At 63.3% G+C, this 15,236-nt stretch carries 12 protein-coding genes; 6 read left to right on the top strand and 6 right to left on the bottom strand.

Annotated elements, in window-relative coordinates; translation table 11 throughout:
- Positions 1–124: 124 nt before the first annotated feature.
- The 5 genes from ACTJLB_RS31430 (at position 125) to ACTJLB_RS31410 (ending at position 7,249) form a co-directional block, all read left to right on the top strand.
- Complete coding sequence (locus ACTJLB_RS31430) at positions 125–1,066, top strand: CysB family HTH-type transcriptional regulator (protein WP_020065144.1); 942 nt, start codon at positions 125–127, stop codon at positions 1,064–1,066.
- Positions 1,067–1,108: 42 nt separating this feature from the next.
- Positions 1,109–2,269 (top strand): ABC transporter substrate-binding protein, encoded by a 1,161-nt coding sequence (locus ACTJLB_RS31425; protein ID WP_440785576.1) that lies wholly within the window; start codon positions 1,109–1,111, stop codon positions 2,267–2,269.
- 223 nt (positions 2,270–2,492) lie between these two features.
- A complete protein-coding gene (locus tag ACTJLB_RS31420) occupies positions 2,493–3,716 on the top strand; it encodes an efflux RND transporter periplasmic adaptor subunit (RefSeq protein ID WP_392392503.1) in 1,224 nt (407 codons plus the stop codon).
- Positions 3,717–3,731: 15 nt separating this feature from the next.
- Positions 3,732–6,926, top strand: coding sequence for an efflux RND transporter permease subunit (locus ACTJLB_RS31415; protein ID WP_440785575.1), 3,195 nt, complete (start codon positions 3,732–3,734; stop codon positions 6,924–6,926).
- Positions 6,927–6,988: 62 nt separating this feature from the next.
- Positions 6,989–7,249, top strand: a complete 261-nt coding sequence (locus ACTJLB_RS31410; protein WP_020065140.1) for a hypothetical protein — start codon at positions 6,989–6,991, stop codon at positions 7,247–7,249.
- Positions 7,250–7,279: 30 nt separating this feature from the next.
- Here ACTJLB_RS31410 and ACTJLB_RS31405 read toward each other — a convergent pair whose 3' ends face one another.
- The 6 genes from ACTJLB_RS31405 to ACTJLB_RS31380 all read right to left on the bottom strand — a co-directional run bounded on the left by ACTJLB_RS31405 (position 7,280) and on the right by ACTJLB_RS31380 (position 14,210).
- Positions 7,280–8,431, bottom strand: coding sequence for a Gfo/Idh/MocA family protein (locus ACTJLB_RS31405; protein WP_408170084.1), 1,152 nt, complete (start codon positions 8,429–8,431; stop codon positions 7,280–7,282).
- Positions 8,432–8,481: 50 nt separating this feature from the next.
- On the bottom strand, positions 8,482–9,531 hold the full coding sequence (locus ACTJLB_RS31400) for a sugar phosphate isomerase/epimerase family protein (protein WP_410802079.1): 1,050 nt from the start codon (positions 9,529–9,531) through the stop codon (positions 8,482–8,484).
- Positions 9,532–9,599: 68 nt separating this feature from the next.
- Entirely contained in the window at positions 9,600–10,562 is a 963-nt protein-coding gene (locus tag ACTJLB_RS31395) for a substrate-binding domain-containing protein (RefSeq protein WP_020065137.1), read from the bottom strand.
- A gap of 74 nt (positions 10,563–10,636) precedes the next feature.
- Positions 10,637–11,650: an ABC transporter permease gene (locus tag ACTJLB_RS31390; RefSeq protein WP_020065136.1), complete on the bottom strand. Its 1,014-nt coding sequence runs from the start codon at positions 11,648–11,650 to the stop codon at positions 10,637–10,639.
- Positions 11,631–13,118: a sugar ABC transporter ATP-binding protein gene (locus ACTJLB_RS31385; protein WP_131318411.1), complete on the bottom strand. Its 1,488-nt coding sequence runs from the start codon at positions 13,116–13,118 to the stop codon at positions 11,631–11,633. The genes ACTJLB_RS31390 and ACTJLB_RS31385 overlap by 20 nt, the downstream gene beginning before the upstream one ends.
- Before the next feature lie 3 nt (positions 13,119–13,121).
- The gene (locus tag ACTJLB_RS31380; protein WP_440785574.1) at positions 13,122–14,210 is read right to left on the bottom strand and encodes a LacI family DNA-binding transcriptional regulator; all 1,089 of its coding nucleotides are present in this window, start codon (positions 14,208–14,210) and stop codon (positions 13,122–13,124) included.
- Between the two features lie 346 nt (positions 14,211–14,556).
- Between ACTJLB_RS31380 and ACTJLB_RS31375 the strand changes: the two genes are divergently transcribed.
- Positions 14,557–15,210 (top strand): protein-L-isoaspartate O-methyltransferase family protein, encoded by a 654-nt coding sequence (locus ACTJLB_RS31375; RefSeq protein ID WP_020065132.1) that lies wholly within the window; start codon positions 14,557–14,559, stop codon positions 15,208–15,210.
- The last annotated feature ends 26 nt before the right edge of the window (positions 15,211–15,236 follow it).

Below are 15,236 nucleotides of genomic sequence, written 5' to 3'. Positions count from 1 at the left end.
CCTATCTCTCATTTGCTTATAACAAATACAGATATCCATATTGAAAAAGATGGACAGATCGTAATAAACTCGCCTTATATTTCAAACGACTAAAAAATTCTTTTGATATGCGGAGAGGTTATATATGAACCTGCATCAGTTCCGCTTCGTCCGCGAGGCTGTGCGGCAGAACTTCAACCTGACCGAAGCAGCCAAGGCGCTGTATACAAGCCAGCCAGGCGTTTCGAAGGCGATCATCGAGCTCGAGGACGAACTGGGCGTCGAAATCTTCACGCGCCACGGCAAGCGCGTTCGCTCGCTCACCGAGCCGGGCCGGATCATTCTTCAGTCGGTTGAGCGGATCTTGCAGGAAGTCGAAAGCCTGAAGCGCGTCGGCAAAGACTACGCGGCGCAGGACCAGGGCAACCTCGTGATCGCCGCCACGCATACCCAGGCGCGCTACTCGCTGCCGGCCGCCATCGCCGAATTCAAGAAACGCTTTCCCAAGGTCCACCTTTCGATACTGCAAGGAAGCCCGACGCAGGTCGCTGAAATGGTGCTGCACGACCAGGCGGACCTCGCCATTGCGACGGAAGCGATCGCTAACTATAAGGAACTGGTCTCGCTGCCGTGTTTCCAGTGGCACCACGTGGCGGTAATGCAACCGGACCATCCTCTGCTCGACCGCAAACTTCTGTCGCTGGACGATCTGACCCAATATCCGCTGATTACTTACGACAACGCGTTCGCCGGCCGCACCAAGATCAACGAGGCGTTCCGGCTGCGCGGGCTGCATCCGGACATCGTGCTGGAGGCCATCGACGCCGACGTGATCAAAACGTACGTGGAACTGGGCCTCGGCGTCGGCATCATGGCGGACATCGCATTCAACGCCGAGCGCGACCGCCATTTGCGGGCAATGCCGGTCGGCCACCTGTTCGGCAGCAATGTGACGCGAGTCGCGCTCAAACAGGGCGCGTATCTGCGCAGCTATGTGTACACGCTCGTCGAACTGCTGTCGCCGAGCATGAACCGCAAGCTGATCGAACAGGCGCTCAAGGGCGAACACGAAACCTACGAACTTTGAACTCACCACCGCTTCCTGCTATCCCGCTACGGAGACCCATCGATGACGTCGCATAACAACAAACTTCGCGGCCTCGCCGCTCTCGGCGCTCTTTTGTTCGCCACCGCCGCGCACGCCGACATCAAGGTCGGCATCGATCTGTCGAGCACCGGCCCCGCCGCGGTGATCGGCATTACGAGCAAGAACGCCATGCTGATGTGGCCGGCCACCATCGCCGGCCAGAAAGCCGACTACATTTTTCTCGACGACGCCTCCGACCCCGGCGCCGCCGTGCGCAACATCCGTAAGCTGATCAACGAAGATCACGTCGACGTGATCGTCGGCCCGAACATCACGCCCGCGGCGATGGCCGCGCTCGATCCGGTCGCCGAAAGCCAGACGCCGATGATCACGCTGATCGGCTCGGCGAGCGTCGTGGAGCCGCAGGAAGGCAAGAAGGTGTGGGCGTACAAGATGGCGCAGACCGACAGCGCGATGGCCGACGTGATGACGCGCTACATGTCGAACCACAACGTCAAGACAGTTGGTTTCATTGGTTTCGCGGACGGCTACGGCGAGAGCTGGCTCAACGAGTTCAGCAAATTCGCGACGCTGCGCCACATTCAACTGGTCGCGACGGAGCGCTATAACCGCACCGACGCGAGCGTGACCGGCCAGGTTCTCAAGCTGATGGCCGCGAAGCCCGACGCGATCCTGATCGCAGGCGCCGGCACGCCGACCGTGTTGCCGCAGCGCACGCTGATCGAGCGCGGTTTCAAGGGGCCGATCTACCAGACGCATGGCATCGCAACGCCGGAATTCATCAAGCTCGGCGGCAAGGACGTGGAAGGCACGCTGTTCCCGACGCAGCCGGTCGTCGTCGCGCGCACGTTGCCGGCCGATCATCCGGCGAAAAAGGCGGCGCTCGCGTTCGCGAACGAGTACGAGGCGAAGTACGGGCCGGGCAGCGTCACGCAATTCGCGGGCGATGCAGCGGGCGTCTATCCGCGTTTGCAGGACGCGGTGACGCGCGCGCTCAAGACCGCGCAACCGGGCACGGAGGCTTTCCGCGTGGCGTTGCGCAACGAACTGGAACACGCGCATGAACTGGTGGTGCCGAACGGCGTCGTCAATACGAGCGCGAAGGACCACGTAGGGCTGGATCAGCGCGCGAGCGTGATGGGCATCATCAGGAACGGCAAGTTCGTTTATCTGAGTCAGTAAGCCTTGTTCTGCGCGTGCACGCTCGAGCGGCGCCGCGGGTGCAGTCTCGCGCGCCGCAACCTCCGTGTACCATGCTGACGGCCAGCTTGCGGTGAGCGCGGGCTCAGGCTAACTTGCCAATTGCGCGACGAGCGCGCGGCGCGCCTGTGCCTCAGGCCACCGGCTCTCGGGCCACCGCCGAATCCGCGTGTATCGCCAATCCGTGAAGTCCGTCAGATCGCGCATGCTAAAGACCAGAAAACGCATCATCATCGCCGCCGTGGTTGCCGTCGTGATTCTCGCCATCGCGATAGCCCAGGCGATCAGAAAGCGCGAGACGCCCGCCACCACGGCGGACACGGCACCTTCCGTGATCGAATTCTCTGCCGACGATCTCACCACGGTCAGCCGCCGCTCGCTCGTCCAGACGCTGCCTCTTACCGGCTCCCTGCGCGCCGTCACGCAAGCCGCCGTCAAATCGAAAGTAGCCGGTTCGGTACTCGAAGTCGCCGTGCGCGAAGGCGACGCCGTGCAGAGCGGCCAGATTCTCGCGAAGATCGATGCGCGCGACTACGTGGCGCGCGCCGAGCAAAGCCGCGGTCAGATGGCCGCGATGGTGGGGCAACTGGACATCGCAAGGCAAACGCTCGAAAACAATCGCGTGCTGGTGGAGAAAGGCTTCATTTCGAAGAACGCGTTCGACACTGCGCAAAGCCAGTACGAGATAGCGCGTGCGAATCTCGATGCGGCGCGCGCGGCGCTCGCGTCGTCGAATCTGTCGCTCGCCGACACCGTGGTGCGCTCGCCGCTCAATGGGCAGATTGCGTCGCGTTCGGTCGAGCCAGGCGAAAAGGTCGCCGTGGATACGAAGCTCTTCGACGTGGTCGATCTGCGCACTCTCGAACTCGAAGCGCCGGTGCCGGTCGGCGAGATCGGCCGCGTACGGATCGGCCAGCCGGTGCAGATCATGTTCGACGGCATCGACGGGCCGGTACAAGGCGCAATCACTCGCATCAATCCCGCCGCGCAGCCCGGTTCGCGCTCGATCATGGTGTATGTCCGGGTGGCGAATCCTTCAGGCACGTTGCGCGTGGGCATGTTCGGCACCGGCACTATCTCGGTCGGCAGCAGGGAAAACGTGCTGGCGGTGCCCGCCACCGCCGTGCGTACCGACGCCGCGCGCCATAGCGTCTATGCGCTCGTCGGCGGCAAGCTCGTGGAACAGCAGGTGCAGACCGGAATCACCGGCGACGCCGACGGCGGCACGTGGACCGAGATCGTCGGCGGCCCGCTGGCCTCGGGCCAGCAGATCGTGAAGAACAATCTCGGCTCGTTGCGCATCGGCAGCACCGTGCATATGGTGCCCGCGGCGGGAGCCACGGCGCCTGCATCCAGGCCGGTTCCAATTCCAGTTCCGAGCCCAGCCCCAGCGCCGGCGACCGGCGCGCCCGGCTCCGGCCAGCGCTGAGCGGAGCCCTCGCCCATGTGGTTCACCCGCATCAGCATCGGCAACCCGGTGCTCGCCACGATGATGATGATGGCCTTCCTCGTGATAGGCCTCTTCTCGTATCAGCGGCTCAAGGTCGATCAGTTCCCCGACATCACGTTCCCGATCGTCGTCGTGCAGACGGCGTATCCGGGCGCATCGCCCGAATCGGTCGAGTCGGACGTCACGCGCAAGATCGAAGAAGCCGTCAACACGATCAGCGGCATCGATCAGATCACGTCGCGTTCGTACGACGCGCAATCGGTCGTGATCGTGCAGTTCGATCTCGCGGTGGATGCGGTGCAGGCCGCGCAGGACGTGCGCGACAAGATCGCGCTGATCCGCCCCGACCTGCGCGACGGCGTCAAGGAGCCGCGCGTATTGCGCTACGACCCGGCTGATATGCCGATCGTGACGGTTGCGGTCTCGAATGCGCCGGGCGCGTCGCTGTCCACGCGCGATCTCACCACCGTCGCCGATCAGATCGTGCGCAAGCGGCTGGAGACCGTGCGCGGTGTCGGCTCGGTGTCGCTTGTCGGCGGCGTGAAGCGGCAAGTGCAAATCGACGTGGACCCGCAGAAACTGCAGGCGCTTTCGGTCGGCGTGGATCAGGTGATCCGTGCGGTGCAAAACGAGAACCAGGAGATTCCAGCCGGGCCGCTCACGTCGAACAGCGTCGAGCAGACGGTGCAGGTAAAGGGCCGCTTCGAAACGCCGGCTGACTTCAAGCGGATCATCGTCGCCCGGCGCGGCGCGCAGTCGGCGATCCCGACGGCTTCGTCCACCTCGCAGCCGGTGACGCTAGATCAGGTCGCCGATGTGATCGACGGTCAGCAGGAAGCGGACAGCATGGCGCTGCTCAACGGCCGGCGCGCGTTGTTTCTGTCGATCATCAAGGCGCAAGGCGAGAACACGGTCGACGTCGCACATGGCGTGCGCGCGGAAGTCGCGCGCTTGCAGCCGCAGTTGCCGCCGGGCGTAAAGCTCGACATCACCGACGACTCGTCGATCAACATCGAAGAGAGCGTCAATGAAGTGAAGCGCACGTTGTTCGAAGGCGCTTTGCTGACGGTGTTCATCGTGTTCCTGTTTCTGGGCTCGTGGCGCAGCACGGTCATCACAGGCCTTACGCTGCCGATCGCGCTCATCGGCACGTTTGCAGTGATGTACGCGTGCGGCTTCACGATCAATGTCATTACGCTGATGGCGCTGTCGCTATGCGTGGGCCTTCTGATCGACGACGCCATCGTGGTGCGCGAAAACATCGTGCGGCACGTACAACTCGGCGCCGACCATCGCACGGCGGCGCTCGACGGCACAAAAGAAATCGCACTGGCGGTGCTCGCCACGACCTTCTCGATTGTCGCGGTGTTTTTGCCGGTCGGCTTCATGGGCGGCATCATCGGCCGCTTCTTCCACCAGTTCGGCATTACGGTTGCCGCCGCCGTGCTGATTTCGATGTTCGTCTCGTTCACGCTCGATCCGATGCTCTCGTCGATCTGGCCGGACCCCGATCTCCACGACGCGGATACAGGCCGCAAAGGCTATCGTTACGGCCGTTTCGTCGAACGCTCGCTACATCTGTTCGACAAGCAGATTGCGCAGCTGAGCGCGCTCTATCAACGCCTGCTCGGCTGGTCGCTCGAACATCGGGCGATCACGCTCGTAGTGGCCGCGGCGACTTTTTTCGGCAGCCTGTTTCTCGTGCCTTTTGTCGGCACCGAGTTCGTGCCGAACGCGGATTTCTCGATCACGAAGATCGGCTTGAACACGCCGGTGGGCACGTCGCTCGAAGCCACGTCGAAGAAGGTCCAGCAGGTCGAGGCGATTCTCGCGACTTACCCTGAAGTCCGCTACACCTATGCAACGGTCAACTCGGGCAACACACAAGGCAAGAACAACGCGCTCATTACGGTGCGGCTGAAAGACCGGCGCGACCGCACACGCGGCGTGGCCGAACTGAATCAGATGTTCCGCGCGCGTCTCGCATCGGTGGCGGGTGTGACCGTGACCGAAATCGGCATGCCGGACGGCGCGGGAAGTACCAAGGCGATCCAGCTCAGCTTGCAGGGCGACAACATGGACGAACTGCGGCGGCTCTCCGAAGCGGCGCAGGCTCGCATGCGCAAGATCCACGGCCTCGTGGATCTCGATTCGAGCCTGAAGGCCGACAAGCCGATCGTCGCGATCAATGTGAAGCGCGAACTCGCATCCGACCTGGGTGTGGGTGTGGCGGATATCGGCACTGCATTGCGGCCACTGCTTTCGGGCGACGCGATCAGCACATGGCGGGCGCCCGACGACCAGGACTACGACGTCAGCGTGCGCTTGCCGCGAGAGCAACGCGAAAGCATCGACGATCTCTCGCGGTTGATGATCGCCACTAACCGCACCGACTCGAACGGTGCACCGGTGCTCGTGCCGCTGCGGCAGATCGCGGACATCGTCAAGACGACCGGCCCCGACGTGCTGAATCGCCGCGACCTGCAGCGCGAGGTCATGCTGACCACGAACGTGAACGGCCGCTCATCCGGCGAAGTCGCGTCGGACATTGCGAAGACGCTCGACGCGATGCATCTGCCCGCCGGTTACCGCTACCGCTTCGAGGGTTCGACCAAGAACATGAACGAGTCGCTGGTGTTTGCAGTCGAGGCGCTCGCACTCGCGGTTATTTTTATCTACATGATTCTCGCCTCGCAGTTCGCGAGCTTCGCACAGCCACTCGCGATCATGGCGTCGCTACCGCTTACGCTGATCGGCGTGCTGGTCGCACTGCTGCTGTTCGGCAGCACGCTCAACATGTTTTCGATCATCGGCTTCGTGATGCTGATGGGGCTCGTCACCAAGAACGCGATCCTGCTCGTCGACTTCGCAAACCAGGCGCGGCGCGGCACGCTGCTCGACGCCTCGGGCAAAGGCCGCGTGATGGAGCGGCGCGAGGCGTTGCTCGAAGCGGCACGCGTGCGCTTGCGACCTATTCTGATGACCACGCTCGCGATGATCTTCGGCATGCTGCCCCTCGCCGCTGCGCTCGGCGAAGGCGGCGAGCAACGCGGGCCGCTCGGGCAGACAGTGATTGGCGGGGTGATTACGTCGTCGATATTGACGCTCGTCGTCGTGCCTGTCGTGTACACCGTGCTGGAAGATTGGGCCGACTGGTTGCGACGGAAGTTGCGGCGCCGCGCGGGCTGAGCCGCAGGGCGTCGGCGAAATTGTTAAAGTAACAGTCTTTCCCTGATCAGCGGTCCCACACCATGCGCACTACGCGAGCCATCCACGCTGTCGAGCGCTTGAAAACGCGCAGCGGCAATCCGCAGTTCGCCGCGATCAGCCTTTCCGGCGGCCTCTTCTATCTCGTCGACAAATCGGGCGGCACCGACAAGAAAGTCTCCGATCCGCTCGGGCTTGACGACTTCGTCAAGTTTGTCGATGCATACGGTCCGCAAAAACCGCGCAAGGCGAGCAAGCTCGACATTGCGTTCGAAGCCCAGATCAAGAAGAGCAAAGGCGGATGAAGCGTAAAGCCGCGCAGCGACCGCATGGCTCTACGACTTCTCGATCTCGCGCCATTGCCCGTCTGCAGCACTGCTCGCGAGCACCGCATCGATAAAGCGCAGACCGGCCACGCCGTCCTCCACCGTCGTGAGCAGCAGGCTTTCCGCCGGCAACGCGCGGCCCTCGTCCAACGCTTCGATCTGCAACGCGGCGTCCTTATACAACTGCGCGAATGCTTCGAGATAACCTTCAGGATGACCTGGCGGCACACGCGTCGCATGAATCGCGCTCGCGCCGCTTACGCGTCCACGCGTCAGGCGTTCGGCTGCCCCGCCGAGCGGTGTGAACCACAGTTCGTTGGGCTGCTCCTGGTCGAACGATATGCCCGCTTTGGTCCCATAGACGCGCAGACGTAAAGCGTTCTCCGCGCCGCTCGCGACCTGGCTCGCCCATAGCATGCCGCGCGCGCCGTTCTCATAACGCAGCATCGCCTGCACATGATCGTCGATGCGGCGCCCCGGCACGAACGTGTGCAACTCGGCGGAAAGCGCGGCAGGCGTCATACCCGTGACGAAAGCGGCAAGGTGATACGCATGCGTGCCGATATCGCCGAGACAGCCCGCCGGGCCCGCTAAAGCCGGGTCCGTGCGCCAGCCGGCCTGCTTGTTCAAGCCGCCCGTTTCGATCGGCTCGGCCAGCCAGTCTTGCGCGTATTCGACCTGTACGACGCGTATCTGCCCAAGCTCGCCCGCTTCGACCAACTCGCGTGCATGACGCACCAGCGGATAGCCGGAGTACGTATGCGTCAGCGCGAAAAGCTTGTTCTTCTGATGCGCGAGTTTGGCGAGCGCTTCGCCTTCGGCAAGCGAAATTGCAAGCGGCTTATCGCACACCACATGAATGCCGGCTTCGAGAAACGCGGTGGCAACCGGCGCATGAAGATGGTTCGGCGTCACTATCGCGACGGCGTCGATACCGTCGTCGAGCGCTGCTTCCGCTCGCGCCATCTCCTGCCAGTCAGCGTAGCTTCGCGCAATGCCCGCCTCAGCGGCGCTCGCTCGCGCGCGTTCGGGATCGGACGACAACGCGCCGGCGACGAGTTCGAAGCGATCGTCGAGGCGCGCCGCAATCCGATGCACCGCGCCGATGAACGCGCCCTGTCCACCGCCGACCATGCCCAATCTGAGTCTTCTGGATGGCATCTTGTCCGCTCCTTTTGCTTACCGCTGGCTCACCGTTGCGATCAGCGCCCTTAAATGCCGAGCACGCGCTTCAACTGCGCTGCATCGACGCCGCTGCCCGCGAAATCGTCGAATGCATGCTCGGCCACGCGAATGATGTGCTCGCGGATGAACTCCGCGCCTTCGCGCGCGCCGTCATGTGGATGCTTGAGCGCGCATTCCCATTCGAGCACCGCCCAGCCCGGGAAGTCGTATTGCGCCATTTTCGAAAAGATCGCGCGAAAATCGATCTGGCCGTCGCCGAGCGAGCGGAAGCGCCCCGCGCGATCCACCCAGCCGCTATAACCGCCGTACACGCCTTGCCTGCCGTTCGGCCGGAACTCCGCGTCCTTCACATGAAACGCCTTGATGCGCTCGTGATAGATGTCGATGAACGCGAGGTAGTCGAGTTGCTGCAGAACGAAATGGCTCGGGTCGTAGAGGATATTCGCGCGCGGATGCTGTTTTACTCCATTCAGGAAGCGCTCGAAGGTCACGCCGTCGTGCAGATCCTCGCCGGGATGAAGTTCGTAGCACACGTCTACACCCGCTGCTTCGAAGGCATCCAGAATCGGCGTCCAGCGGCGCGCGAGTTCGTCGAACGCGGCCTCGATCAAACCGGTTGGACGCTGCGGCCACGGGTACACATACGGCCACGCAAGCGCGCCGGAGAACGACACGTGCGTGGTCAGCCCCAGGCGCTGCGACGCCTTCGCCGCCAGCTTCAATTGCTCGATGGCCCACTGCGTTCGCGCTGCCGGGTCGCCACGCACATGCGGCGCGGCGAAACCGTCGAACAATGCATCGTAAGCGGGGTGCACGGCCACGAGCTGCCCTTGCAGATGCGTCGACAACTCGGTAATCGTGACGCCAGCGTTATCGACCGTCTCGCGCAGTTCGTCGCAGTACGCCTGACTCGACGCTGCCTGTTCGAGATCGATCAGGCGCGCATCGCACGGCACCTGAATGCCCTTGAAGCCGAGCCCCGCAGCCCAGCTAGCCAGATGCGCGAGGTTGTCGAACGGCACTTCGTCGCCCATGAACTGAGCGAGAAAAATCGCCGGACCTTTGATGGTTCTCATCGTATGGTTCCTTTAGCGGGGTGCGCTGTCTCACTACGCGCCCCGCTGCCAATAGACGGTGCAAAGGCTCAGAACGGCGAGTCCGGGAAATAGAACTGCTGCGCGTTCTCCTTCGTGATCAGCACCGACGGAATGATCGTGGTGGCCGGCAGCTTCTCGCCCTTCAGGCGGGCTTCAGCGGTGAGCTTGATTGCGTCGTAGATGAATTTCGGCGAGTACGACACGTCCGCCTGGATGCGCGGTGCGCCGTCCATCACATTCTTCACCATGCCTTTCGAACCCGCGCCGCCGAAAACGATCTTGACGTCGCTGCGCTTCGCCTGGTCGATCGCCTTGAGCACGCCGACCGCCATGTCGTCGTCGGCGGCCCAGACGGCGTCGATGTGCTTGAAGCGCGTCAGATAGTCCTGCATGACCTTGAACGCGTCGTCGCGATTCCAGTTCGCGTATTTCGCGTCGAGAATCTTGATGTTCGGGTAGCCTTTCAGCACGCCGGTGAACGCGGTCCAGCGTTCGTTGTCGAGCGTCGTCGGAATGCCGCGCAGCGCGACGATGTCGCCTTTGCCGTCGAGCGCTTTCGCCAGATATTCGGCGGGAATTCTGCCGAACGCGGTGTTGTCGCCGGCCACGTAGGCGTCCTGCGCGCTGGTGTCCGTCAAGCCGCGATCCACCACCGTCACATACACGCCCTTCTTTTTTACCTGCGCGACCGGCTGCGTGAGCGAAGCCGATTCGAACGGGAAAATCACAAGCGCATTGATCTTGTTCACCGTAACCAGATCCTGCAACTGGTTTGCCTGTTCTGGCGCTCCGGCCGCTGTCTTCACGATGACTTTCAGATTCGGATGTTCTTTCTCGAGATCGGCCTTCGCCTTGTTCGCCCACCAGACGATGCCGCCCGTGAAGCCGTGGTCGGCTGTCGGAATCGCGACGCCCAGCGTGACCTTGTCATCGGCTCGTGCAGCGCCTGCCGTGCCCAGTATCCCCAACGCCAGCATGCCGGCGCCGATCGCTCGAATGACCTGCTTCATGGTTGTGTCTCCAATTTGTGCTGTTGTGAGGCGTTCGTGCGCCCCTGCCATTGTGTCGCTTTGCAGCGCTACACCTACCGCCGTCCACGTTGAACGAACGCGACGAAGATAATCACCACGCCCTGCACCGCCGCGTTCAGATACACGCTGATGATGCTGGTCAAATTCAGAATATTGGCAATGACCGACAGCAGAATTGCGCCGATGACCGTGCCGATCACGCGTCCCTCTCCGCCCTTGAGCGCGGTGCCGCCCACCACCACCGAAGCAATCGCTTCGAGTTCCCATAGCAAACCGGTGGTCGGCGTCGCCGAGCCGAGACGCGGCACATACAGCACGGTGGCCACGCCAACGCAGATGCCGAGCAGCACATACGTGACGATCTTCACGGTATCGACACGTATGGCCGCATAACGCGCAACCTGTTCATTCGATCCGATCGCCTGCACATGACGTCCGAACGCGGTGCGATTCAGAATCAGCGCGCCGCCCGCCGCCGTCACGAGAAATACCCAGATCGGCACGGGCACACCGAACAGACTTGCGTAATAAACGGGACCATAAAGATCGGATAACGAATTATCCAGCGTCAGCGCGCCGCCATCGGCGAGCCATGTCAGCACCGCGCGAAAAATGCCCAGCGTGCCGAGCGTGACGATGAACGGCTCGATGCGCCCCTTGGTGATCAGCAGCCCGTGCGCGCAGCCGAACAGTCCGCCCAGCACGAACGCGAATGCGATGCCAAGCGTCACGATGACGAGCGGCGCAAAAGTGTGGCCGCCGACGCCCGCCGCAAGCCCGTTCATCAGCCAGATCATGCTGCCCGCGATCAGCGCCGCCATCGAGCCGACCGACAGATCGATGCCGCCCGAGATGATCACGAACGTCATGCCCACCGCGATGATGCCGATGAACGACGTGCGCGTCAGCACGTTCATCATGTTGTCGAGCGTCGCGAAATCGCGATTCAACGCCGTGCCGACGATACACAGCGCGACCAGACCGACGAGCGGTCCAAGCGCATACAGTCGATGCGCGAAGCGCAACGCGCGGCCGGATTGCACGGCTTCAGTGGGTGCCGGTCGCATGGGCGATCAACTCCTCTTCGGTCAGATGGTCGAGCGTCAGCGTGGCTTGCAGGCGTCCCGCGCGCATGACGGCGACGCGATGGCACAAGCCGATCAGCTCGATCAGTTCGGATGAAATGACGATCACCGCGCGGCCCTGCGCGGCGAGACGATGAATCAGGAAATAAATGTCGCGTTTCGCACCGACGTCGACGCCGCGTGTCGGCTCGTCGAGCACGATGACGTCCGGCTCCGGCTGTAGAAACTTCGCGAGCGCGAGCTTCTGCTGGTTGCCGCCGGAGAGCATGCGCGCGCGGCTCGACAGGTCGCCCGTGCGGATGCCGAATTCGCTCACCGCGCTTTTCAATGCGTCGCGGCCCGCTTTCATGTCGAGCAGCGGATGCGCGTAACGTTCGAGCGTCATGAGCGTCACGTTGTCCTGCAGGCTCAGGTTCACGTGCAGGCCCTTGCCTTTGCGGTCTTCGCTGAGATACGTGAGGCCGTGGCGCATTGCTTCGCGTGGACTTTTCAGATCGACGGGACGCCCCGCGATTTCGATGCGTCCAGCCGTGCGCTTGCGCAAACCGATGATCGCTTCGAATGCTTCCGTGCGCCCCGCGCCGACGAGCCCCGCGAAGCCCAGCACTTCACCGGCTCGCACGTCGAAGCTCAGATCGTCGACCCATTCCGGCACGGCGAGCCCTTGCACTTTCAGCGCGACCGGCGCGGCGGCGGATACCGTGATCTTCTCGGGGAACATGTCGGACACGTCGCGGCCGACCATCAGGTTGGCCATCTGCTGCCGCGCGAGCGCCGCGGTTTCATTGCGCGCGACGAAGCGGCCGTCGCGCATCACGATGACTTCGTCGGTAATGCGCTCGACTTCATCGAGCTTGTGCGAGATGTAGACGATGGTCACGCCATCGGCCTTCAACTTTGCCATCAGCGTGAAGAGACGCTCGGTTTCGGACGGCGTGAGCGTTGCCGTCGGCTCGTCCATGATGAGCAGGCGGGCGCGGCGCGACAGCGCTTTGGCGATTTCCACCATCTGCTTTTCCGCGACGATCAGTTCGCGCACCTTCGTGTCCGGCACCTTGTCCAGTCCGACCTGTGCGAGGTAACGCGCGGCGTCGGCGCGCATCGCTGCATCGTCGACGAACCAGCCGCGCCGCTTCTCGTGGCCGAGATACATGTTTTGCGCGATCGTCAGATGCTCGGCCAGATTGAATTCCTGATGAATCAGCACGATGCCTTGCGCTTCGGCGTCGCGCGAACCGGCAAAGTGTTGCGCATGACCGTCCACCAGCAATGTGCCCGAGGTCGCGGTTTCATAGCCGGCGAGGATTTTCATCAGCGTGGACTTGCCGGCGCCGTTCTCCCCGAGCAAACCGTAGATGCGCCCCGGCGCGAGATCGAAGCTCACGCCATGCAGCACGCGAACCGGGCCGAAGTCTTTGCGGATGTCGTCGAAGCGGATAGCGAGGCTCATGAGTCACGTGCTCCCGCGAATCACGAGCCGGTGCGGCAGCAGCACGCCCGGCACGTTGGCGAGCGGATTGGCGAGCCGCTGCAGCAGAAGGCGCGCGGCGGTTTCGCCCAGTTCGCGCATGGGCTGCGCGATCGTGGTGAGCGGCGGATCGATTTGCGCCGCGATAGAGATGTCGTCGAATCCGACCACGGCGACATCGTCGGGTACGCGCTTGCCGACGCTTCGCAAGCCGTGAAGCACGCCCGTCGCGAGCGTGTCGGACACGGCGAAGATCGCAGTAGGTGCGTCGGGCGGCAGCATCAGCGTTGCCGCCGCCGACGCGCCCGCCTCGTAGTCGAGGCTGTTCAGGTTCATGCGCCAGCCATCGAGCGGCGTGATGCCGGCGTCGGTCAGCGCATCCAGATAGCCTTGCTGACGCTGCCGCGCGTACAGATAGTCGATGTCGGAATTGATGAGGCCGATGCGCCGATGCCCGCGAGACAGAAGGTGCCGCACGGCGTCGCCTGCGGCCCGGTAGTTGTCGATGCCCACATACGGCACGCCCACCGCCGGATCGAACTCGCAGCAGGCGACCCACGGCAGCGCGCCGGATGCATCGCTTTGTGCCTGCTGGATCGTCGCCGGGTCGAGACAGATCGCGCCGTCGGCGCGGCGGCGGCGCAGCAGGTCGAAGTAGCCGCGCTCGCGGCCGGCGTCCGCGCCCGTGTCGCAGAGCAGCATGAAGTAACCGTGCTGGCGCGCAACGCTGTCGATGCCGCGGACGATCTCGGCGTAGAACGGATTGCCGAAGTCGGGGACCATGGTGAGCAACAGGCGGCTTTCGGCGGTGCGCAGATTGCGCGCGAGTTCGTTGACGCGGTAGCCGCTCGCGTCGACGGCGGCGAGCACCTTGTCGCGAGTCGCGGGGCGCACGTTCTCGTGGGCATTCAGCACTCGTGACACAGTCGCCACCGACACGCCCGCCTGCCTCGCCACGCCCGCGATAGAGAGCCCTTCCGCCGAACGCGACGCCCGCGAAAGCGGTTGCGGCCGCGACTCGTTGCCGGTCGCGGACACCGCTGCGGGCTTCGCTTTTGATGTCGATCTGGACAAGGCAGCGGTTTCCGAAAATGTAATCGATTACATTTTTTAGCGAACGAGTGTGGAAGTGCAAGGCCGGATTGCTAGGGATTTACACGGGGGCATCGGCGAAAAGCGCGCGGCGACGAACACACGGACCCCGTGACGAATGCGCGAACCGGAGCGGCGCCTGCGAAAGCCCGCTCGGCGCGATGCCCGCCTCGGCCCGGACTGCCGGCACCATTTGGTACAATCCCGCAGTTACCCTGCCGCGGCTTGCGCATCGAGTGTTAGTGCTGACATCAGCGGGCTCTCCGCCGAAGCCGCCGCGCAGTGGGAAAATCGCAAAACTCGCCAAACCAGAACCGCCAAACCCACCATGAACATCGAGCAAGCGCGTTTCAACATGATCGAACAGCAGATCCGCCCCTGGGAAGTGCTCGACCAGGACGTGCTGAATCTGCTGTCGATCGTCAAGCGTGAAAACTTCGTCCCCGCCGCATACCGCGATCTGGCTTTCGCCGACTTCGAAGTGCCCCTGCCGGCCGGTCAGCATATGCTGGCGCCGCGCGTCGAAGCGCGCACGCTGCAGGAACTGGCGGTGAAGAAACATGAGAGCGTGCTCGAAATCGGCGCCGGTTCCGGTTACATGGCGGCGCTGCTCGCGCACCGCGCGCAACACGTGCTGACAGTCGATATCGAACCGGAACTCGCGGAACTTGCAAAGAACAACCTGATCGCGAATGGCGTGCTGAATGCCGAGGTCGCGACCGGCGACGCCGCGCGCGGCTGGGCCGCCGCTGCTCCGTACGACGTGATCTGCGTGTCGGGCGGACTGCCCGTGCTGCCGCAGGAAATTCTCGAACACCTGAAGATCGGCGGCCGTCTGGCAGCGTTTGTCGGCACCGCGCCGGTCATGAAGGCGCAGATCATCACGCGTATCGACGAAAAGCAGTACCGCGTTGCCGACGTGTTCGAAACCTACGTCGAACCGCTCGTCAACGCCGTGCAGCCGCCGCGCTTCAAGTTCTGATTCGCGTGTTTTTCACGGACGGCCGG

Source organism: Paraburkholderia sp. 22098, from assembly GCF_052045935.1.
GTDB classification, from domain to species: Bacteria; Pseudomonadota; Gammaproteobacteria; order Burkholderiales; family Burkholderiaceae; genus Paraburkholderia; species Paraburkholderia caledonica.
Note: the sequence above shows the minus strand (reverse complement) of the source record. Positions and strands in the feature narration are given on the sequence as shown.

Coding starts and splice junctions, on each gene's coding strand:
- ACTJLB_RS31430 (WP_020065144.1), top strand. CDS start 125: ATGAACCTGCATCAGTTCCGCTTCGTCCGCGAGGCTGTGCGGCAGAAC.
- ACTJLB_RS31425 (WP_440785576.1), top strand. CDS start 1,109: ATGACGTCGCATAACAACAAACTTCGCGGCCTCGCCGCTCTCGGCGCT.
- ACTJLB_RS31420 (WP_392392503.1), top strand. CDS start 2,493: ATGCTAAAGACCAGAAAACGCATCATCATCGCCGCCGTGGTTGCCGTC.
- ACTJLB_RS31415 (WP_440785575.1), top strand. CDS start 3,732: ATGTGGTTCACCCGCATCAGCATCGGCAACCCGGTGCTCGCCACGATG.
- ACTJLB_RS31410 (WP_020065140.1), top strand. CDS start 6,989: ATGCGCACTACGCGAGCCATCCACGCTGTCGAGCGCTTGAAAACGCGC.
- ACTJLB_RS31405 (WP_408170084.1), bottom strand. CDS start 8,431: ATGCCATCCAGAAGACTCAGATTGGGCATGGTCGGCGGTGGACAGGGC.
- ACTJLB_RS31400 (WP_410802079.1), bottom strand. CDS start 9,531: ATGAGAACCATCAAAGGTCCGGCGATTTTTCTCGCTCAGTTCATGGGC.
- ACTJLB_RS31395 (WP_020065137.1), bottom strand. CDS start 10,562: ATGAAGCAGGTCATTCGAGCGATCGGCGCCGGCATGCTGGCGTTGGGG.
- ACTJLB_RS31390 (WP_020065136.1), bottom strand. CDS start 11,650: ATGCGACCGGCACCCACTGAAGCCGTGCAATCCGGCCGCGCGTTGCGC.
- ACTJLB_RS31385 (WP_131318411.1), bottom strand. CDS start 13,118: ATGAGCCTCGCTATCCGCTTCGACGACATCCGCAAAGACTTCGGCCCG.
- ACTJLB_RS31375 (WP_020065132.1), top strand. CDS start 14,557: ATGAACATCGAGCAAGCGCGTTTCAACATGATCGAACAGCAGATCCGC.